At 57.2% G+C, this 20926-nt stretch carries 16 protein-coding genes; 9 read left to right on the forward strand and 7 right to left on the reverse strand.

From position 1 onward, the window contains the following. Positions 1-323: 323 nt before the first annotated feature. The 4 genes from PQQ95_RS29760 to PQQ95_RS29775 all read right to left on the reverse strand — a co-directional run bounded on the left by PQQ95_RS29760 (position 324) and on the right by PQQ95_RS29775 (position 5913). A complete protein-coding gene (locus PQQ95_RS29760; protein ID WP_408444104.1) occupies positions 324-1616 on the reverse strand; it encodes an oligosaccharide flippase family protein in 1293 nt (430 codons plus the stop codon). Further along, complete coding sequence (locus tag PQQ95_RS29765; RefSeq protein ID WP_408444105.1) at positions 1604-3577, reverse strand: HAD family hydrolase; 1974 nt, start codon at positions 3575-3577, stop codon at positions 1604-1606. Before PQQ95_RS29765 ends, PQQ95_RS29760 begins: the two co-directional genes overlap by 13 nt. Positions 3578-3938: 361 nt before the next feature. Continuing rightward, entirely contained in the window at positions 3939-4829 is an 891-nt protein-coding gene (locus PQQ95_RS29770; RefSeq protein ID WP_408444107.1) for a hypothetical protein, read from the reverse strand. A gap of 70 nt (positions 4830-4899) precedes the next feature. After that, positions 4900-5913 (reverse strand): cupin-like domain-containing protein, encoded by a 1014-nt coding sequence (locus tag PQQ95_RS29775; RefSeq protein ID WP_408444110.1) that lies wholly within the window; start codon positions 5911-5913, stop codon positions 4900-4902. 283 nt (positions 5914-6196) lie between these two features. On the opposite strand from PQQ95_RS29775, the gene PQQ95_RS29780 reads away from it, so the two are divergent. The 9 genes from PQQ95_RS29780 to PQQ95_RS29820 all read left to right on the forward strand — a co-directional run bounded on the left by PQQ95_RS29780 (position 6197) and on the right by PQQ95_RS29820 (position 16149). Next, a complete protein-coding gene (locus PQQ95_RS29780; RefSeq protein WP_408444112.1) occupies positions 6197-6631 on the forward strand; it encodes a hypothetical protein in 435 nt (144 codons plus the stop codon). Positions 6632-6670: 39 nt separating this feature from the next. Next, entirely contained in the window at positions 6671-8203 is a 1533-nt protein-coding gene (locus PQQ95_RS29785; RefSeq protein ID WP_408444114.1) for a hypothetical protein, read from the forward strand. After that, on the forward strand, positions 8196-8360 hold the full coding sequence (locus PQQ95_RS29790; RefSeq protein WP_408444117.1) for a hypothetical protein: 165 nt from the start codon (positions 8196-8198) through the stop codon (positions 8358-8360). The genes PQQ95_RS29785 and PQQ95_RS29790 overlap by 8 nt, the downstream gene beginning before the upstream one ends. Positions 8361-8511: 151 nt before the next feature. Beyond that, positions 8512-9618, forward strand: coding sequence for a glycosyltransferase family 4 protein (locus PQQ95_RS29795; RefSeq protein WP_408444119.1), 1107 nt, complete (start codon positions 8512-8514; stop codon positions 9616-9618). Positions 9619-9646: 28 nt separating this feature from the next. Then, positions 9647-10723: a glycosyltransferase gene (locus PQQ95_RS29800; RefSeq protein WP_408444120.1), complete on the forward strand. Its 1077-nt coding sequence runs from the start codon at positions 9647-9649 to the stop codon at positions 10721-10723. Between the two features lie 448 nt (positions 10724-11171). Continuing rightward, on the forward strand, positions 11172-12110 hold the full coding sequence (locus PQQ95_RS29805) for a transcriptional regulator (protein ID WP_408444122.1): 939 nt from the start codon (positions 11172-11174) through the stop codon (positions 12108-12110). 210 nt (positions 12111-12320) lie between these two features. Beyond that, complete coding sequence (locus PQQ95_RS29810) at positions 12321-13403, forward strand: glycosyltransferase family 2 protein (protein WP_408444125.1); 1083 nt, start codon at positions 12321-12323, stop codon at positions 13401-13403. Beyond that, positions 13396-13869, forward strand: coding sequence for a GtrA family protein (locus PQQ95_RS29815; protein WP_408444126.1), 474 nt, complete (start codon positions 13396-13398; stop codon positions 13867-13869). Before PQQ95_RS29810 ends, PQQ95_RS29815 begins: the two co-directional genes overlap by 8 nt. Positions 13870-14382: 513 nt before the next feature. Beyond that, entirely contained in the window at positions 14383-16149 is a 1767-nt protein-coding gene (locus PQQ95_RS29820; protein ID WP_408444127.1) for a glycosyltransferase family protein, read from the forward strand. Between the two features lie 292 nt (positions 16150-16441). On the opposite strand, the gene PQQ95_RS29825 is transcribed toward PQQ95_RS29820, so the two are convergent. The 3 genes from PQQ95_RS29825 to PQQ95_RS29835 all read right to left on the reverse strand — a co-directional run bounded on the left by PQQ95_RS29825 (position 16442) and on the right by PQQ95_RS29835 (position 20926). Beyond that, the gene (locus PQQ95_RS29825; protein WP_408444130.1) at positions 16442-17269 is read right to left on the reverse strand and encodes a methyltransferase, TIGR04325 family; all 828 of its coding nucleotides are present in this window, start codon (positions 17267-17269) and stop codon (positions 16442-16444) included. A gap of 106 nt (positions 17270-17375) precedes the next feature. After that, positions 17376-18527, reverse strand: a complete 1152-nt coding sequence (locus PQQ95_RS29830) for a GDSL-type esterase/lipase family protein (RefSeq protein WP_408444132.1) — start codon at positions 18525-18527, stop codon at positions 17376-17378. 68 nt (positions 18528-18595) lie between these two features. Further along, positions 18596-20926 (reverse strand): condensation domain-containing protein, encoded by a 2331-nt coding sequence (locus PQQ95_RS29835; RefSeq protein WP_408444134.1) that lies wholly within the window; start codon positions 20924-20926, stop codon positions 18596-18598.

Genomic DNA, 20926 nt, shown 5'->3' on the forward strand with positions numbered 1-20926 from the left:
AGCCGCGCTTGCCCATGCCGTACTCTTGTCAGTCCCTTCGGGTATTCGGGACACAGTTCCTGACAGCCGCTCCCGGTGGCTGATGTTGATTCCGTCGAATCCCCCTTTGTCGAAGCGATCGATTACATCGATCGTGCGCCTGCTTGCGCACTGTCCGCTTTCGCGGGGGGCGAATGCGCTCGGGAGGTGTTCGCCTCGCTGGGTTATGGGTGGACGCGCTCTCCCGTTCGGCGAGTATGGACGATCAGGCTTCTTCGCGGGGGCGCAGGCCGAGAATGGTGTCGCTGGTCGCAAAGAGTTCACCGATTGGCAAGTATGGGCAATCAGGCTTCTTCACGGGGGCGCAGGCTGAGAACGGTGTCGCTGGTCGCAAAGAGCTCACCGATCAGACGGGAACGGATCATGTAGATGAGCAGGGCCGTCAGCAGCGTCAGTTCTCCCAACAGACGCGCGCCCACCATGCCCATCGCCCCCCAATGGCTGGCGAGCGGAATGGCAACGAGGATATTGACGACCGCGCTCGCCACGCCGGCGCGGGCGAGCAAGCCGTCGCGATGGCGGGGAATCAGGAAATAGAGGCCGAGTACCTGGTTGATGATGCTCAACGGCAAGACCAGCACGAAAACCTTCAGTACAGCGATGGAGTGCTGAAAACCTTTGCCGAACACGAGCGGCACGACCCAGTCGGCGAGCAGCATCGTGCAGGCGACGGCCGCGATTGCGCCGCAAAGGAACAAGGCCGATATCCGGTGAGCGAGCCGGTTGGCTTTCGCGGGGTCCACGCCGACCAGATAGGTGACCTTCGGAACGAGAACCTGGGCGGCGGGAGCCGTCAGGCTGAGCCCGACGGAGACGAGGCGTTCGGCCACGCCGAATGCGCTAACCTCGGATGCGGGCGCGAACACGGACAGAATGTAGGTCGAGGCGGTGATCAACAGAACGGAGGTGCCGGTGTAGATGAAAATGACCTTCGAGCGGCGGATCAAGTCGATGCCGGCGCGAATCGAGGAAAACCACCCGGAAAACTCTCGCCTGATCGATCCATAAGCAAGGGCCGATTGCGTGACGCTTGAAATCAGCAGTAGAGGAAAAACCCGCGAGAGATCCGATGGCTGATGAACGAACAGGAAGATGAGACCGAGCGATGTGATAAATCCGACAATCTCGATCACGATGCATCTTGTGGCTCGTCCAGTGCTCGTGAAATACCAGCCCAGGTTGAATGCAGCAAGCAGGCCAAGGAGTACCGTGGTACAGCCGAGCATGGGATGCGCCGAAAGCGCGGGCGAAAGCGCGACAGCCCCTAATCCAAGAATCGCGGTAGGGATGGACAGGAGCAGCCGGCCCGTCATCTGGCTTGACAGAATGGCCGCACGTTCGGCGCTGTCCCTGGCGTGGACCGTATCGCGGCCGCCGACAGTGGGGAATCCGAAGTTCACGAATCGCCAGATCGTATTCGACAGCGACATGCCCGCCAGCACGATGCCGTAGCCGGCCGGCCCCAGTGTTCTGCCGTAGAACGGCAGGAGCAGGAGCGGATAGACGTAACGCAGCACGTAGCCGACGTACACCGCGATCAACTCCGCTTTGGCCAGCGAGGATTTCACCGAATCCATGATTTCACCGTGTAGCCGAACCTGATCGTTTGCTGCACGAGCCGGTGCGAGCGCGGAAATGCGCGCACCACTGCGCCGCTTGGCCAAAGCGACTGCTTCGCGATGAAAAGCCGTGTCCATGCGTTGGCCCGATCGCAATTCCGGCCGGTAATCGAGACCGTCTCGTCGCGCCCGAAATCGACCGGCCGGTCACGCCCCGAGAGCCGGTTGACCAGTTCCGGGTCCGGAAACATGATCACGCGCTCCAGGCTTTTTGCTGCCAGTTCGAAAGCGGCAAGCGACGCATCAGCCGTGGTCCGCTTCGCGCTCTGAGCAACATATTGGGCAACTTCCTCGAATTTCGGATGGGGCATGCGCGCGAGCTTCTGTTGCCAGCCTACGGTTTCGAGGTTAGAGACGAGTCCGCCGTCGCTGCGCCTGTCGAAGCGGCGCACGCTTTCGAGATCCGGTTCGACCAGGCTTTCGATCAGATGCCAGAACGCGAGGATCGACGAGATGGAGTCGCCGGGCTTGTATCCGTTGCGCTCCGTCAACAGCCCGGTTACGAACGGAAAGTGCTCCCGCCCAAGATGCTTATAGTCACAGCGTGCGAGCTGGACGCAGTGGCCGCCGTTTGCGAGATTGCCTTGCATGAGCATCTTGAAGGTGGAGCCATAGAGGCCGGTATCGCACAACACGACACCCTGCTTGCCTGCAGTGAGGGCTTGCCACACTTCGCGGAATCGTCTGGCCTGCTCGACAATCAGTTCGTACAGATGCGCTTCGCGTCCGCTGCGCAGGGCTTCGACAAATGCCCGCACGCTCGGGTAGTCGCCTTCCGGTGCCGTATCGACGCCACTCAGCGCGCGTGCGAGTGGCGCCACGTCGCGCACATCGAAGGCATAGTCAAGTTCGCCGACTACGCCCTCTCCTCCGTACACGAGCGCGTCTCTTGCCGCGACGAGCCGCGAGATCATCAAAGGTTCGATGCTGATATCGCCGCGCACGGGAAACTGCTCCGCATAGAGCTTGTAGAGCTTCTCGAGCCCCAGTCCGCCGCGCGCGCAGAAGAGTGCGACTACGGGACCTTCGATGGCTGCGGTCTGCGCGAGGTAGACGTGCAGTCTGCGGCAGTATTCTGCAAACACAGGGCCCAGTACGTCCCGGCCGAGGTCGTCGCGCACCTTGCCCGCGGTGCCCGAGCCGCCGCCCGCCGCGCGTTTTTGCGCCTCGCGGTGCTGCCAGTGGTGCCACTGCAGCCGGCTGTGCGTGAGGATGGCATCAGTGCGGCGCATGGCGACGTGCAAGGGGGAACGTGGTCGGTGGATTGAGGTCATCCCGCATCGGCGCGGCATGTCGCGGTCGGCGACGAGGTCGTCGCCGAGGTGCGCAATTTTCGATAGCGGAACCCCGGCTGCGTCAGATACCGCAGCGAAGATCGTTCCATCGCGTTTCGTGAGTTGCAGGTCGGCACTCGTATGGATTTCATCCCATTGAAGCCCCGGCGGGCAGACTGCGGTAATCAGTGTCCGCAGCGCGTCAGCGGACAAGGATGTATCGCTCACCACGCGCAGTGCGAGACCTTTTGCCTGGAGCTGTTCGAGCACGCGTATCAATGGCCGGTTAGGCACGAGGGATTCGCGTTCCACCGCGAGTTCGCATGCGATCCATTCAGGCACGTAAGCGGCGTCGATATGGACGAGTTCCAGCAAGCTCGACGCGATGCTTTCGAGGCGGACTTCGCCACGCGCGGCCACGTCGCGGGCTCGGTAAGCGAGTTGCTCGATCTGGCGCCGGCGCCTGGCGAGCGCATAGGGAGCGAGTTCGCCCGGACGCAGCTCGAGACGTGCGCAAAACAGCTTCGCCGTTTTCAGCAGACGGTGATCCAGCGATACGGATTTGCGAAGGAGCAGCGTATCGAAGGCATCGACGCAAAGCAGGGCGCATTGTCCTTCTTGCAGCAAACGGGGGAGAGACTTCACTAAGGTCATCCTCTCGGCAATCGGGGTGTTCGATTCATCGGCTCTATGTGCGGCCATCCCGTCGCGGCGCAGGGCTCTACATGTCGGTCCAGGTCGATGCGTGGCGGGTTCGCGCGCTCGCATGACGCTGATGCTCATTGTGAACAATGAAAGATGAGGTGTTTGTGCGAGGGCGTACGCAGAACAGGGTATTGGTCGGCCTTGGAGTGAACCCCTGCAGTTACAAGGCTGATTGCGCGGTTACAGCAAAGCCCGGTTGCGGAAAGCCGATGATCTCGGTATCCGTGATGGGGCGGAGACGTTGCCCCGATGATTCAGGCATCAATCGATCTGACAAGGAAATTGCGACCTTGATGCTAGATCAGCGGCTCCGAGCCAGATTGCGAACGATACGTCTGCGGACGGGAACGACGACCTTCATCACCGATGACTTCGCATTGTCGGTACCGGGGTTCGCACCGGGCGGCTGCGGATTGACACCAAGTTTGCGCAAGTAATGATTGGCGGCAAAGATACGGCCGCGGGCTCGGCTCGCGTCGGTCTCGTAGACGAACGCATAAGAAACGCTGCGTTCCGCGCCGGTCTGAACCCAATGGGGCGCGTCCTGCGGCTGATGAAAGCCGCTGCCGGGCACAAGGTCGAAGACATGTTCGAGGTTCTTGTCGCGGGTGGCCAGATCCACCTGGCCGATCTCGACTTTGCCCTCAACGTAGAAATCCTCGAGCTCGTCTTCCCGAACGGCACTCGGACGATAGACATGGTAGTGCTTGTCGCCCTCGATCTGGAAAAAGTGATTGATTTCCGGATCGAAATGGAACGGCGTGGTCGACGCGGCGGAGCTGACGAAAACGGCCGATTCGAGCCGTACGACCTTTTCACCGTTGAGACCGCCGCGCAGCTCGGCCACTTTTTCGAACAGCTTGTTCAACAGTTCCCGAAAGCCCGCGTCGTAATTCTCGGGCCGCTTCAAAAGCACGCGCATCGGCCCCGTAGCAAGCTGAGCAAGCGCTTCATCCGGTCTCGACATTTTTGCTTTGACATCAAAGAATCGGGTCCCCGGCGTGGGGGCCGAATTGGAGACGTAATAGTCCGCGGGTTTCTCACCATACTTCTTTGCCAACGCCGCTAATGCATCCGGCTGGAACATCGACAGCTGATGCAGATAGTGCTTGAAACTGAACGGTGTAGTGTTGAACGCGGTCTTGTAGGCAGCTGGGTCAACGGTCAGTAGAGCATCGGCAGAAGGTATCATCGCTATCAATCCAGGCTGGGTGAGACAACGTCGAAAACGCGGCAGGAACGAATGCGCGTGGCGTGTCTGGTTAGCGCTTGACTAGCCGCCGAACCGCATTCAGCGGCGATTTCAATCTGTTTATCGGCGTGTGGACGACTTCCGAAAAGGTCTTGGGATTGGGGTGTTCCAGCGTCGCGATGACCTTCGTCTTCAAGCCGTCGCGCAATGGTGCAAGCCCGGGTGGCAAAGGCTTTAGACCCATCTTGCGCAAAAGGTAGTTGGCCTGATAAACCCTGGCTCGTTTCTCGAGAGACTTCATGCAGTAGTTGATGCTGATACTCACCGAGATATTGTCGCCGTTCTTCACCCAGTGCGGCGCCAATGGCGGGTGATGCACTACTTCGCCGGGGGTCAGCCGATAGACCGTACCGCGATCCTGCATTTCCGGGCGATAACGCACAGCGTCGAAGTTGCCACTATAGTAGTCTTCGACCTCCTGATCCGGTACCAACTCGCGATCGGTCGCGGGGAAGAGGCATACGTCCTTCGAGCCCTGCAGCTGGAAGAGGAAGTTGGTTTCGTGATCGATATGGAAGGGTGTTGAGATCTTTGGCGAGGAGAGTAACAGTGTCATCGTTACGTAGGTCATATCCTCGCGCAGCGGCCAGCCAGACAAACTTTCAAGCTCGGAGGTAATCACTTCGAGAACCTGAGCGTACTCGGGGTCGTAATCCTGCGCCCGGGTTAGCTTGATCCATGTGCCGTTTTCGCCAAGACGGGAAACCGTCTCGTCCAGCCGCTCGCTCTGCGGCATGGCGCCAGACTTTGTATTGGTTGAGCCATCACCAAACTTCGTACCTATAGAACCGCGCTTGAAGTTAAGGGCGCAGAAGTCGCCATTCCTTTCGATCATCCGTCTGGTGAGTTCGACGATTCTAGGGATCTCGAACAGGCCACTCTGGTGCAACGTATGATTGAATTTGAATGAATGCAGATTGAAGTTGCTTTTGAATTCTGTCTTGCACGCCTGAAGGATTGTGTGGTCCGAGGGCAGTGGGCGTGACGTATCGGCTAACACAGTACCATCGCTCGGCAGAAACATGGCACACCTTCATAGGGTAGAGAGCATTGCGGGTAGCCTACTATCCCGCCTGTCGGTCAGATGTGCGTTGACGAACATCCACGTCTATATGGAATCGTTCATCGGTACGCGCGAGGTTCACGCGTACGGTGAATACGTGGCGATCTGCCAGAATGAACATTCCGGCCTCTGTGTGACGCACTTCGTGTGCTATCGCGCAGAACCGGGCGCCTTTCAGGATTTACGCTGCACCAGCAGTCGCCTTTCGTTTCTCTGAGACCAGCACCTTTTATCTCGTACAGACATGAACGAGCATCCGTATTGTGAAGACCATGATGTGAAGCTCGGTGAGCGTCTCAGAGAGTTGCTTGTAGCCGCGTGCGAGTCGGCGAAACCTGTTCAACGCGAGAAGCTGTCCCAGCGCGTTAACTTCACTGTCGCGCTTGCGCTTGTCGTCAGGGTAACCGGTGCGAGGGCCGTGCTCGCAGGTCGACTGCGACGTGCGTCTATCCAGAAAGATCGCGATGGACCACCCGTTTCGGACCTGCTGGAGCGTTGGTTTGGCGATCGTCCGTTTATATCCTGTTCGCTTCCTGGTTATGTTTTCCGTTTACGGATCCCCGGAGGGCTCGTTAAAGCTGCCTTCCATCATGATCCTGATTATTCCCATTTCATTTCCCGTCGCTCGCGTCGTTGCAAATTAATTGACAATTCTGCGCTCAATTTGATGTGGAGTTGATTCGCAAGGGATAGTAATTAATGTGTTAACGGGGGCGTTATGTCGAAATTTATGAGTCGATCGTTTAGCGAGGCCATGCGTTTTGGTCAGGCTATCTCAATAGCAATGATGAAAACGCCAGTGAACGTGGTTTTATGCCTTGCGGCATTGACAATTTTTGCTGAAATTATTGTCGTTGCAGTGTTTGCCAAAGAAAATGTAATGCTTTATGCGGACGGCGGATGGTTCGTTTTCGCCTTATCCACGGGCAACCCCTGGATTTTGAAATGGCATGATATTGCTGCCCGCTTTACGACGTATGCATTGACGGTCTGGCCGGTTCTCAAATTCAGCCAGGCATTTAATCTTGCACCTACGGAAATCGCCGTTGCCAATTGTTTGCAGTTCTATGGCCTTCAGGTTGTACTCACGCTTTGGGCATACTGGCTTGCCAGGCAAGTGAATTCTCGCTTTCTTGTGTTTCCGGTTACCCAAACGGTGCTTTTTTCCCTTTTGGGCTGGGGATTTCCCTCGGAATTGCTCCTGGGCCCGGGAATCCTGTGGATCATTTTGTTTGTTGCAGTAAAAAATCGAGGACCTACCCTATTGTTTTTGGCAGGTTTTGCGGCACTGGTTTTTACGCATGAACTGGCTTTACCGGCAGCCATGGTCGCTGGAATGTTGGCACTTTATCTTCAATGGCAACGCACAAATGCCAATTCACGGTTTTGGTTGGCGCTGGTCGTAATGATTGCCACGATTGCGGCATATTTTTTTGTGCGCGTGTATTGTGGAGGAGGCGTCGGCAGTGACGCCGGTGCAATTTATGTCTTCGATCCGCGGCGCGTGCTGATGAATCCGCTTTTGGTGCCGCTTGTTGCGGGCGCATTTTTATTGCGGCTTACATCGAAAGTCAAATGGTGGGTCTTGCCAGCATTCAGTGCTGTTGGCTTTGTCATTGTTATGGCAACCGGCTTTGGCACTTCGTTGAATTTTGACGCTCCTCGCTATGGCGCGAGAACATTGATCGCCATAGGCATGCTGGTCCTGACGATCCTGTTTGTGTTCGCTGTTTTGGAAAATGACGTCGATCGGATTCGCAGCAGCGAACCGCACCAGCCCGTAGGCCAAGGAAAATTTGGCCTTGTCAAATGGTTGTTTCTTTGCCTCGGTTTGCAAGCGGGGGCAATCGGCGTTTTCGTGCATGACTGGATGCTGTCAAGCGCAGCCGAAGCCCGTTTGCAAAGTGAAGCACCCATCACGCCACAGGTGATGGCGATCACCAGGGCTCGAGAAGGTTGGACCCCTGCTCAACGCGATGCCAGCGTTCGCTTACAGGTGGAATGGTCGGTTCCTTATCGCCAATTTGTCTTGACCAATGGACATATGCCGCAGGTGATTCTTTACGATGAAACCCAATGGTACAAACCGGACGGATGTTTGGAGCAGAATCTGATTTTTGGGAACACCTCCCGTTTTAATGCCGAGGATTTTGCGGTCTGGACAGGCTTTGCCTGCACTCAAGCCGAGCCGCCAAAGGTAGACGCGCTGAAAGACCGCCTCATACGCAACATCAGGCATCTTCTTGGCTAGCCATGAATTCCCCGAACTCAATCTGATTGAGATCGTCGGGAAACATTTCAAATATCGCTGGCGACGCTTCTTCACCTGGACAAGAGAAACGATAGGCGCTGAACTCGCCAAACTGCTGAACGGATACGGCACGAAATTCCAGGTCGATTTTTCGTGAACACCCATCTCAGCATGCTTGTGTTTGCGTGCGGTAGGCAGCAGTGCCGCGTTTGATGTCCTGACACGATACAAGTCAGTGAAAACGCCATTGTCCTGCGGAATGGCGCCAGCAAGATCGTAAGCAGTATTGCGCCGAAGCCGGGAAAGCTATGAAAACAATCGCATCGAAGACGATAGCGTTCAACGGCAAGTTCTTAGGGGCCGCGCCGACGGGCGTGCACAGGGTGGCCGAGCAGCTCGTCGCAGCAATCGATGTGTTGATCGCCGGGCACACCGGTAACGGCGTTGACTATGCCGTCATAGTCAGAGATAGCGTCGAGGTGCCACCCTACCGCAACATTTCATGCGTTCGCGAGAATCGCTGGGTTCGCAGGATGCACAGGATCGTATGGGAGCAATGCTATCTTCCCCTGGCTCGCAGAAAGGACTTGATTCTCAACCTCTGCAATCTCGGGCCGCTGTTTCATCGCAATTCGGCGACGATGATCCACGATGCCCAGGTGTACTCCGCGCCCGAATCCTATTCCCTGCGTTTTCGGCTGTGGTACAAGCTGCTCTTCTTTTTCATCGGAAAGCGGCACAAGGTCATTTTCACCGTTTCAGAGTTCTCAAAAAGCGAACTTGTTCGCTACGGTATTGCCAGTGCCGACAAGATCGTCGTCGTATACAACGGCTGCGACCATGTTTTGCAGGTGCATCCCGACGAGGGGCAGCTTGCGGCGTTGAGCCTCAAACCGCGGCGCTATGTACTCGCGCTCGCAAACACCCAGAAGCACAAGAACATCGGAATTCTTTTCAAGGCCTTCGCGGGTGAAGAACTGAGAGACGTCGAACTCGTTCTGTTCGGTGGCGCGACACAAGCCGATTTCGAAAATCTCGGACATGTCGTGCCGCCCAACGTGAAATTTGCTGGCCGGATTACCGATCCGGAACTCGTTGGGCTGATGGTCAATGCCGGCGCGCTTGCCTTTCCTTCGCTAACGGAAGGGTTTGGCTTGCCGCCATTGGAGGCAATGGCCCTGGGCTGTCCCGTCGTCGCTGCGCCGTTCGGCGCGCTTCCGGAGGTTTGCGGCAAGGCCGCGCTTTACGCGGATCCGTTCAGCCCGGACGCATGGCGCCTGAATATTCTAACGGCGCTCGACGACGAAGCAGTGCGGCAATCCCTGATATCCGTGGGACGCTCGCAGTCTGGCGGCTTCACCTGGGACCGGGCGGCGCGCAACCTCTTCGAGACCGTGAAAGCCGTGACCCGCTAATTTAGAAATAGATATTGGGGGGTAAGCAATGTGTATCGATGTGGATTTCTCGTTGGCACTGAATGATCGTACCGGGAAATTTTTTTTAGGGAAGGATATTATTTCATCGCTCGGCAGTGGAGTCGGCAGGGTCCACTACGGCCGGCTTCACGGATTTCCGCGCAATGATTTCGTGCGCCGTATCTTGGGTCGCGTAACCCACAATGAAACGACGGCGAGGGTGAACAGGTCCAGGCTGATTTCCTTTTTTCCGGTCATCCGTGATCCTCGTCCGACACTGCATCTCGACCCACTGAGCGTTGTGCGTCATCGGTTGGAACCGCGCGATATCGTACTTTGCCATGATGTCGGTCCGATCACGCATCCCCAATACTTCGCGCCGGGCGTGGATGAGTTGTACCGCCGGGCTTATGATCAGATCCGGCGAATAAAGCCTCACATGGTATTTGTCAGCAAGACGTCGCAGCGGGAATTTCATCGGCTGTACGGTGAAGAGTATGCCTCGTCGAATGTTATCTACATTCCGACCCGCTTGGGGATAAAGGAAGGGGAAGGGTGTCCGGTGGAGGGGATTGAATCTTCCTTTGTCTTGACGGTGGGCAGTATCGGTAACCGTAAGAACCAGGCTCGTTGTATCGAGGCATTTTCGGCAAGTGGGCTTGCGGAGAAAGGATGGCGGTATGTCATTGTCGGCGGACGGGAGTCCGGTGCTGACACCGCTATTCAAGTCGCGAAGCAAACGCCGGGGGTTGTGATGCCGGGATATATGACCGATGACAAACTTCGTTGGCTCTATCGCAATGCATCCGGTTTTGTGTTGATGAGTCTTCTGGAAGGATTCGGAATGCCGGTTATCGAGGCGATAGAGCATGACTTGCCGTGCCTCGTTTCCAGCTCCAGTATTTTGACGGAAGTCGGGGGGGAAGCCATGCTGGACGCCGATCCGCTCGACCTGGAATCAATCACGGCCGGTATGAGGTCACTAGCCGAAATGCCGGATGAGGAACGTACCCGGCGAATCTCCCAAGCCCGCGCCCATCTCCTGAATTTTTCCCGCGAACCCATTCTCGCTAGCTGGAGAGATCTGGCTGAGAGGCTAGGCTGAGTCAATGGGCATGTGCCGGACACAAGGTTCCGCTCGATCCAGGCACAGTTCTCAGTTTATCGGCGACTGTTCACCAAAATTATGACTGTGATGCTGGATCAGCAATCGATCCGGATTGCGGACGATACGCCCGCGGACGAGTCAATGCGGGGTAAACGCCAATATAGATGTGGATGTTCGTCAACGCACATCGGGGTCGACAGACAGGAACATAGACTATAAGCAATGCTATTTAACCTATGAAGGTGTGCCATGTTTGCGCCTGGCGATGTGTTAGCCGATACATAGTTCCTGTGCCCTTGACTTCAGGCATGGCGCTATAGACACAGAGGTTAGTGCCATGCCGCAGAGCGAACGGATCGAAGAGAGGGTTGCACGTCCTGGATAAAAAACGGCACACGGAGCAAGCTGTTTTTCCAACACCTATCAGATTGCAAGGAGCGATCGCATGGACATGTCCGCGGTTCCCCCGATTCTTGACGCGACATTGCCTGACAAATGGATCGACGCGGATACTGCGGCGTTCCAGGAGAATTTCGAGCGGAAGAGTTTCGAGGTCTCCCATCATCTGGCGTGCCATCCGCTCTTTCAACTCCCCCAATTGATGGATCTGGCGGAGCGAACCTTGAAAACGCGCCCATCTGATCTCTACTACGACATGGGTGATGTCGCTCCAGGTCAAAAATGGAAAGATACGAATCGTGCGTTCTCGCCGCTGAAAGCATTAGAGCAGCTGGAAGATTCAGACGCCTGGTTCATTTTCAGAAGCACGCAAAGAGATCCGGCCTACGCCGAGCTGTACAGACATGCGATCGCAGAGATCAAGGATATGGTTGGCGGTGACATCGAATCCAAGATCAGCAAGGAGGACATCATCGTCTTCGTGACGTCGCCGAATCGGGTGACGTCGTATCACATTGATCGTGAATGCAATTTCATTCTTCAGATCCATGGGGAAAAGGATTTGTACGTCTTTGATCGGGAAGACCGGCAGATTCTTCCGGAGGTGGAAATTGAGCGATTCTGGGCGATGGACAACAACGCGCCAAACTACAGACCCGAACTTCAGAACCGGGCGAAATCGTACAAATTGGCGCCCGGAAATGGCGTTCACGTTCCCGTCAATTGCCCCCATTGGTTGAAGAACGCAGACAATATCTCGGTGACGTTGAGCGTCAACTTCCAGTTTGTTGACTCTCTGCGAGCGGATATCTACCGGGCCAACCATTACCTCAGAAAGCTGGGAATGAATCCGAATCCGCCTGGACAGAACGCAGTGCGAGATCGAGCCAAGGTCATGGCGCTTTCTACGGTGAGTGCCGCCCGGCGAGTGGCCAGGTCGGTTTTGCAAAGGGGCGGCTCGTTCGGTGCAGACCGCGAGGCGTGAGCGATGCGCCGCGAAAGCGTCCAGTGTGACCGGGCGCACTGACGGTGGGCGTGCATCGCGCCAGACTCTGAATGCATGAGCACATACCGGTCAGACGCTGTGGTTTGCAGCCAGTCCTGAACGGACATCCCGCTGGGGCAGGCCGCAAAGAACGTTTGCGATGAAAGCGTTACGCCAGTCGGACAACCGCGGCATCTTCGCGAGGTAACCATGAACTATGTCGGCCACCCTCACTTGCTGGCTCCGGAGACGCTTCTGAGGGAGGCGCCCACCTCGCCGGCAGAGGGCCGTGAGACGATTGCCCGGTCCACTCCTTCGCTGGCAGAGGCCGCGGGGGATGACGAACCCCGCCTCCTGTCGCTCGTCGTCCCGTTCTTTAACGAGGAGGAGATGATCGGGGCATTTTTCAGCGCGGTTACTCCTGTACTCGAAGCGATCGACGGAGTCCGGTTCGAAATTGTCTGCGTCAACGACGGCAGCCGCGATGACACGCTCCGTATGCTGATGGGCATGTCGAATGAAGATAGTCGCATCCGTGTCATCGATCTGACGCGCAATTTTGGCAAGGAGGCCGCGCTGTCGGCCGGGCTCGACGAAGCGCGTGGAGCCATTGTGATCCCTTTTGATGCCGATCTGCAGGACCCGCCCAGAATCATTCCGTTATTGGTGGAGAAATGGCGGGAGGGCTACGATGTAGTGGTCGCCAAACGCGTCAACCGCCTGACGGACTCCTTCCTGAAGCGGGAGAGCGCGGCGATTTTTTACCGGATCCACAATGCGATGTGCGAGACGAAGATTCCGGAAAACGTGGGGGATTTTCGTCTGATTACAAGGGAGGTCGTGGACGCGCTCAAACGGCTGCCCGAAACGCGCCGCTTCATGAAGGGACTGTTCGCCTGGGTCGGTTACCGCACTGCGGTCGTCGACTATGTGCGCGAGCCCCGCGTGGCCGGCAGGTCGAAGTTTTCCGGCTGGAAACTGTGGAACTTCGCTCTGGAGGGCTTCACGAGTTTCAGCACGTTGCCGCTTCGCGTCTGGACCTATGTCGGCAGTTTCGTAGCGTTGGGGGCGATCCTGTATGCGTCGTTCCTGATTGTGCGAACCCTGATTCAGGGGGTTGCCGTGCCGGGCTACGCGTCACTGATCTCAGCCGTCCTTCTGCTCGGCGGCGTTCAATTGATCGGAATAGGCGTACTTGGCGAATACATCGGCCGCATCTACTACGAATCGAAGAACCGGCCGGTGTACCTGATCCGCAGCCGCTACCAATCTGCAGACACCAGCGATGCCTGATCTGCGCGTGGTACGAAGGTTTGTGCTCTATGCCGCTGTCGGTGCAGTTGGTACCGGCGCGCAGTATGCGACTCTGATTGCGATGGTTCGCTCCGGCTATGCTTCCCCAGCCGTCGGCTCGATGGCTGGGGCGAGCATCGGCGCAATCGTCAACTACAGTCTCAACCGCCGGATCACGTTTCGAAGCAACAAGAACCCTCTGTCAACCGCACCGAAGTTTGCCGTTATCGCTTTACTTGGAGTACTGATGAACGGCGTGTGCATGAAGTTCTTCGCAACAATTCCCGGGTTAAATTATTTGATTGCGCAACTGGTTACGACCGCCCTGGTTCTCGGCTTGACCTATCTGTTCAACTCGGCGTGGACGTTCAATGAGAAGGGGCGCCTCTCCGAGGCGGTTTCCAATGCGTCTATAACCACCTCGTCCAATAAGATCCCATCGCAGGGCGACGCACCGTCGTCCTGAACGCTGCGGGATAGGCGAGGGCGCTAGCCACACTGCGGCCGACTGCGACCGTCAGACATACCGGGTCGGCACGCGGCCTGGCAGAACATAGCAATGAAAAGACCTTGCCACTTTACGAACGTGGAAACCTATGGTCTGTGCGAAGACGTAGGCTGATGAATCTGCCTCGTTCGATCGAAAGCCGCGTTGCTCAACGCACAGAGAGGTTAGTTCTCGCCGGCTACATTCGTGGTGTGACTTGCCTGCACGGGTGTACGCGAAGCGTCCCGACGTCATGTGAGAGCCGGGACGACGTCGAGTAGAGAACCAGGCATGCAGAAACACTACGCTCTTCAGCTTATTTGCTGAAATTATCGGAGAGTATCCTGGGCAGACCTTCAACGAGGTCAGGCAGCGGCTGCTCCATGTGCTGAAGGACCAGGAGCCGCCGGTGCAGCGGGAGATTGGCACAGACAATCGTGGAATTAACTCCTTTATCTATTGATCTTCTGGCTGCGAACGTGGGGGTTCTACATGACAATAAAATGGCCGCCTGGGAATGTGCATCTCTTCCTTTCCTGGATCGTCGTCGGCATACTCGGTGTGGTCGAAGGAATTTACGGTCGGACACAATATTACGGCGATTGGATATCCTATCTCAATGTTAGTTGGGCCGTTGCACACATCGATTGGCGAGAAATATTCAACCCGTTCTGGAATCCTGGATATCCCGCATTAGTAGCCGCCGCACGGGCGCTGGCCGCCCCTACTCCAGAGGGTGAATGGCATGCCATAACGGTAGTGAACTGGGTGATATATCTGGTTGCTTACGCATCCTGGCGTAGTCTGATTTGGAATGCCCTCGCGTTGTATTGGCCTAATTCGCTTGCGCTGAGCCGGCATCCATTTGCGATCTGGATTGGGGTTTGCGTTTTTCTTGGTTCCTGTCTGGGACTTGAGACTGTTTCGGCCGTGTGTCCGGACATGCTTGTGACTACCTGCTTCCTCCTTGCTTCGGGTCAACTTCTATCTCTGATCCGGCGGCGGGACGTGCTAACAGCGATATTACTTGGTCTGATCCTTGGTTTCGGTGTTTGGGTAAAAGGGGTATTCACACCATTTTCTTGCCTGTTTATTCTTACCCTTTTCATCTATAGCTGCACGAAGGGTGGTTTGTGGCGACAATTCGGAGTGGTTGCGGGAGTCTTCGGTTTTCTCTTTGCTATCTATGTCGCCGGAATCTCCTGGGCCTATGGCGGATTTACTCCAGGTGCCTCCGGCGCCTTGAATTTCGCATGGCACGTAGGCGAGCTATCTCACCTTACCAATTGGCAAGGTGGACCGGAGCAGTTCGGCCGGCCAATCCATCCGACCAGTCAGCTTGTAGCGGGCCTACCAGTTTTCGGCTTTGGCGCACCTTTCCATACGACTTACCCCCCCTATAACGACGTCGCATATTGGTACAAAGGTTTTCGGCAGTTCTTCAGTTTAAAACTCGAAGTAATCGCAATGGGCCGGTCGCTATGGAGCTTGCTGCAGATACTCAAGCAACACCCGTTCGCGGTGGCCGTCGCCGCGGCTTTCTTGTTATCGCTTGTCAAGCGGTCATGGCGAGCACCGCTCGTTAAGATAACGATCCGAACCTGGCCATTGCTATTGCCGACCGTCGCAGGGTTTGGCACATATTTTATCGTTCATGTCGAAGATCGCTATCTCAGCGCGTTCATTATGATTCTTGCGCTTCTATCGTGGGCACCATTGATCGAGGCGACACTGCCTTCCCGTCGTCTGCTCGCCACGGCTTTCGTCATGATCTTTGGGGCGGGTGTCCTCGGTGAACTTGTGGTTGCGGATGCGAGCGCCTTCAAGGCGGCGTTTCTCGATGCGGACTTTCACGACGACCCGCAATGGCGGATTGCTACGGCTCTTACTGCTTCAGGTTTACGGCCGGGCGACCCGGTGGCCGTTATCCGGGATACCGTTCCTGCTGTCAGAGTCAACTGGGCCTATGTATCACGCCTGCGCATCGTCGCGGAGTTCGGCGGTCTCCCGTACCGGATCGAGCCTCAGGATCGCACTCGCTTCGATCACGACGATGAACCCCTCTATCCCGACTATGGTGAATTATTCTGGACGCAACTTGCGCCGCAACAGCGTGAACAGGTCATGAAGGCGTTCTCTCAAAGCGGAGCTCGAGCGGTCGTGTCGCTATCGATGCCGAAAATTCCTCCCGATCCTGGCTGGGTACCATTGAAGGGGACGCCTGCCTGGCTTTACACGTTCATCGATGTGACCAAATAGATTCAAGGCTGTAATTTATTCTGGCTGGTCTCTGGCTAGTCGCGCCTGAATAATTCGAATCGCCTTGTACAGCAAGGGTTTGAAGCGGAAGCCGTCGTTGCATTTTTGATCAGCCGGGATCTGCCGGGTGCGTTGATGAGCGTAGCTTCGTCTCACGCGAGGGCCGTCCGGCAACGTCATCGAGACTGATTGCTGGGCTGTTCTCCAGCATACGTTCGATCTGTCGACGAGGAAGTGATCTGGCAACGGGCGGAGAACCCGTCCAGATCGATGCAATTGCGGGGCGGGGCGGCTACAGGTGTTCGAGCCAGAGGCCCGTATAGGCGCTTACGCTGGAGGAGGGGCGATCCAGCACGGTAAGTCTGAGTTCTGCCGCATGCCATTCACCCAGTACCCCATAGCCCATGCGCTTGAAATCGGCAATGAGTTTCGAACGATTGTAAAGTTTGCAAGCGACACGAATATTTCCCGCGTCTTGAACGACAGCGAATTCTGGACCTTCTGTCAGTGGAGTTCGATTAATAAGAATATACTTTGGACGTTGTTTGATATTCTCAATGAATTCCGGTAGTGGCTTGTCGAAATAATGAAGAGCTCCGCTGACAATTAATAAATCAGCCCCATCGGCCTTCTGCGGGTCATCGGTAAATTGAAGGTTGCGCGCGTTCCTGTCGCTTGCCATTTCTCGCCCGAGTCGCACATTTTCGGGAAGATCGTAAACGGTCCAGATTGCGTCCGTTCCCAGAGGTAAATAATCGCTATAGCAATAGCAAAGATTGCCGACACTGCCGCCCATGTCGAATATTCTTTTAATGTAAGGAATCCGGTCCCGGAGGTAATAGAAGGCGGCGTAGTCACTCGGCTTGGCAATGCGGCTGAGTTCGAGTCTGGAGGGATTTTCATGACCTCCTTTCGCGTAGGGTCTGACTGCTCTTTCGGCTTCGTCAAGCGTTGAGAAGCTACGTCTGTACCCCAGTATGCATCCGAAAATCGCGGCTCCGAAATGAGTGCGCTCGATTCCTTCTATCAAACGGCGACCGTATCCGATCATGCCGAGCGCTCGAAAGAACTTCGCGGCGCAGACGATTTGAGTATCGCGTAGACTGATTTTCGCTTTCATTGATGTGTTCCAATATGAACTTGAATCGTGGTGCACGGCAATACCCTATGGTGTGGAGTGTGGTCGATCTCCGCCACGGAGAATGTTAGCCGTCGCTCATGCCGCGCTACTTCGCCAAGGATTTGACGAGTGATGAGTCCGATCGCGTGCTTGCAGCGAAGCTCGGTTGCAGAAAGTCGATGACCTCGGAATCTGTGATCGGTTTGAGATGCAAACCGAATGCGTCGTTCAGGGACGCGACAAGGTGCTGCGTCCAAAGGGCGTTCCAGACAACGCCGGCGTGACCATCGGAAAGGCCGGCGTTGTGCGGATCGTCGCCGCTTGTATTGGTGATTGCCCAGCCAGGTAACAGATGCACTGTCTTGTATCGCGGACGACCCTCGTCGTCACGGGTGCCCCACAGGCCTCTGAACCAGGCGCGATCATCGAGAAAGCAGACATGGCGATCCGCCGCCGCCAGTTTGCGCAAACCATTATCGAAGCGATCCATGCCCGCATCGATATTGGCGATCTGCCTCGCCGATTGCCAACGGTCGAACGAATCTGACCCATCCACATCGCTGAGCAAACCCACCAGCACGACATACGTATCCGGGTGCTGTTTGCGGATCAGGGCGACTGCTTCGCCGATTGCCCCGATACAGGCGTCGATCAAGGCCGCGGGACGCGACGCATTCCGGTCACGGGCGAGCTCGTCAAGAATCTCGGGTCCACCGACATCGTTAGTACCAATCCGGATCAGCACGATGCCGCCTCGCCAGGCTTGCGGCTCTGTGTCCATCAGGTCGACGAGGCGGAGCGCCTCGCGCAACGGATGGCCCATCAATTGATTGCAGATAGCGCCGCTGACGGCAAAATTGTAGCGATAGTCGTATTTGGGAGGTGTCCGCGAGAGAAAACCGAGCGCCTCGTCGAGATAGGCGCGATACTTGCCGGTTCCCCAAACTCCCCATTCACCGAGGTCGATCTGGTCGCCCCTCAACCGGGCAAGGATCTCGGTCCACTGCCAGGTGGTCGCGCGCCGAGGGCCGCCGCGCATGTGCGGATCCCCCAACATCAGCGTGTCGTGGTAAGACTGGCTGTCGGAATCCCCTAGCACTGCCAATCGTATCCTGCCGGACGGCACTGCCGGGCCGGCAGCGACGGCTGAGGGCGCGCGCCGGAACAGGTCAGGCACGGCCAGTCTGACAATGATAAGGCTGGCGACGGTCAGTGCGCCGCAAAACGCGACGAGTAACACGATCCACAAACGGGACATAGTCCAATCACCTTATCCAGTCAGATTGAGTTTTAGCTCAAAGGGCGATGTTTGAAACCCTCTCTGATCTAAGCCTCAGCACGACTCAGGAATGCTGTCGGCGCATCCTGGTCGCCAGGACCGGCCTCAAGCCCGTTAGCCTCGATTCCAGCCAGCCGCTCACGCAGTTGCGTGCCGATGACAGCGGCACCCGCTGAGCGAAAGATCTGATCGTGCATACCGGGAATCTCGGTGACGACCAGTTTGCCCGATACCACCGGATGCCATCCCAGGTCGTGGGCGAACAGGCGCCCGTTGAGCACCTGGCCACTGCGGAAGATCTGCACGTCGCCGTCATAGGGCGCCGGACGATACCGCGCCTGCTGAGCCAGTAGATATTCGATGTACCAGCGATTCTCCGAAATCATGTGCTCCGAAGCATTTCCCTTGATCAGGCCGAGTTTGAGAGCAAGGTCCGCAATGCCGAGCCAGCGAACGATCCGATACTGCTTGAGGAAGGCGACCATGGAGGTCTCGCCCCGCATGGCCTTGCGAAAATCGCGCGGAATGTTGTCCGCACGCACCTGCATCTTGCGCAACTGCCGGTCGTACCAGGGCATCGACTCGCGATAACCGGGGCACCAGGAGTCGTTGAGGATGACGAGCTCCACCGTTTCGCCCTCGCGCCTGAGCTGATGAGCCGCCTCCAGCGACATCGCACCGAGCACGCAGTGCCCCATGAGGATATAGGGGCCTTTTGGCCGGGCCAGCCTGATCAGTCGCACGGCGTCCGCGGCGAGGTCCTGGAAAGCACGCTGCGGGAACTCGCGCGGGGCGCCTTCCGGCACCATCGGGATGTCGATGACAGGCCGATCGGAGTCGATCTGCCGAGCCAGTTCATAGAGTACCGCCACGTTGTTGAGCGTGATGATGGGGGTTCCCGACCCATCCTCGTTGAATCGAACGATATTGCGCGCTTTCGCCTCCAGCTCCGCCTGACTCATGAAACCGCTGACGCCGACGCCTCCCGCGACTTGCGCCGTGTCTCTCGCAGCCGCAGCCGCCAGCGGCCGTTGCGCCACGATTTCAACGGTTTCCAGCATCTCGCGCCACACTGCCAGATGCCGGTCGATCGTCTCGACGTCGTAAAGGTCCGTGTCGCCTTCGCAGGAGATGCGCCAACCATCCGGGCGTCGCACCATAAAGAAGTTGAGGTCGTAGAGCGCGCCCGCGTTGAAGGAGGGCGACGTCGTCGCGGCGAAATCCTGGCGGCGAACCTCGTCGCTCCCGCCGACGAAGCTTTGCTGCAGGGCGAAATTGACCGAGCATAGCGGCGGGCGATCTCCGTCGGCAACCTCGCCCGCCATGTCCATCATCTCTTCGAACGGCAAGTGGAGATGTTCGATAGCGTCGCTGAGCTTGGCGCCGCACTGCGCAGTGACGGAGGCAACAGTACTGCCTTCGGGAACGTCGAGGCGAAGTATCACCGTGTTGATGAGCGGTCCGACCACACTTTCGAGTTCCTGCTGATCCCGCACCGACATCTGGGTGCTCAAGGCTACCCGGGTCTGGCCGGCCGCCGTTTGCAGCGCCATCGCAAGACCCGCCGCCGCCACGCTGAACAGCGTCACGCCTTGTGCCTTGGCGGCCGCAATCAGACGGTCGCTCAGCGCAGTGGGCAACAGAATGGAGCGAATCACACCCTGGAAGCGCCGCTCCTGCGACCGGGGACGATCGCCGGGAACGTCGAAGCGGCTGAAGTCCTGAAGCTCCTGGCGCCAATGGGTGCGGGCGCGATCGAGCGCACCGCTGGCAAGGAACTCTTCCTTCCACAGCGCGTAGTCGCCATGGTGAAGGTCGACATCGGCGAATTCGGGATCATGACCCGCATGTAACGCGGCGAGTCCTTCCACCAGTTCGCGCACGAGGATCGCGAAGGACCAGCCATCCATGACGAGCGAATGGAAGGTCAGCTGCAATTCACCCTGCGTGGACGACCTGGGCAACCATACGGCGCGGAAAAAGGAGGGCGACGACAATTCGAAGGGCGTGCGAGCCTGCTGTCCGCCGACACGCTCGGCCTCGGCCACGGCGGCCTTTTCTTCCAGACCGGTAAGGTCGACCACGTCGAGCCGGAACGGCGCATGACTCCAGACCTGCTGGCGCAGCCCCGCACCCGTCATCACGAAGCGGGTCCGCAATATCTCGTGTCGCGCCACCAGTTCGCCGAGCACCTGTTCGATGCTCGCGGCATCCAGCGGACCCGACAATTGCAGCCGGAAGGCGATGTTGAGGGCGGAGGCCTTCGGCGATGCCTTCTGCTCGTGCCAGAAGCGTACCTGGCAGGCGGTCGCCGGGAACAGGGCATAGCCGGCTTCGATCTCCTGATTCGGGGCGATATTCAAGGCTATCCCGTTCAT

The sequence above is a fragment of the Paraburkholderia caffeinilytica genome (genome assembly GCF_046030355.1).
GTDB classification, from domain to species: domain Bacteria; phylum Pseudomonadota; class Gammaproteobacteria; order Burkholderiales; family Burkholderiaceae; genus Paraburkholderia; species Paraburkholderia caffeinilytica_B.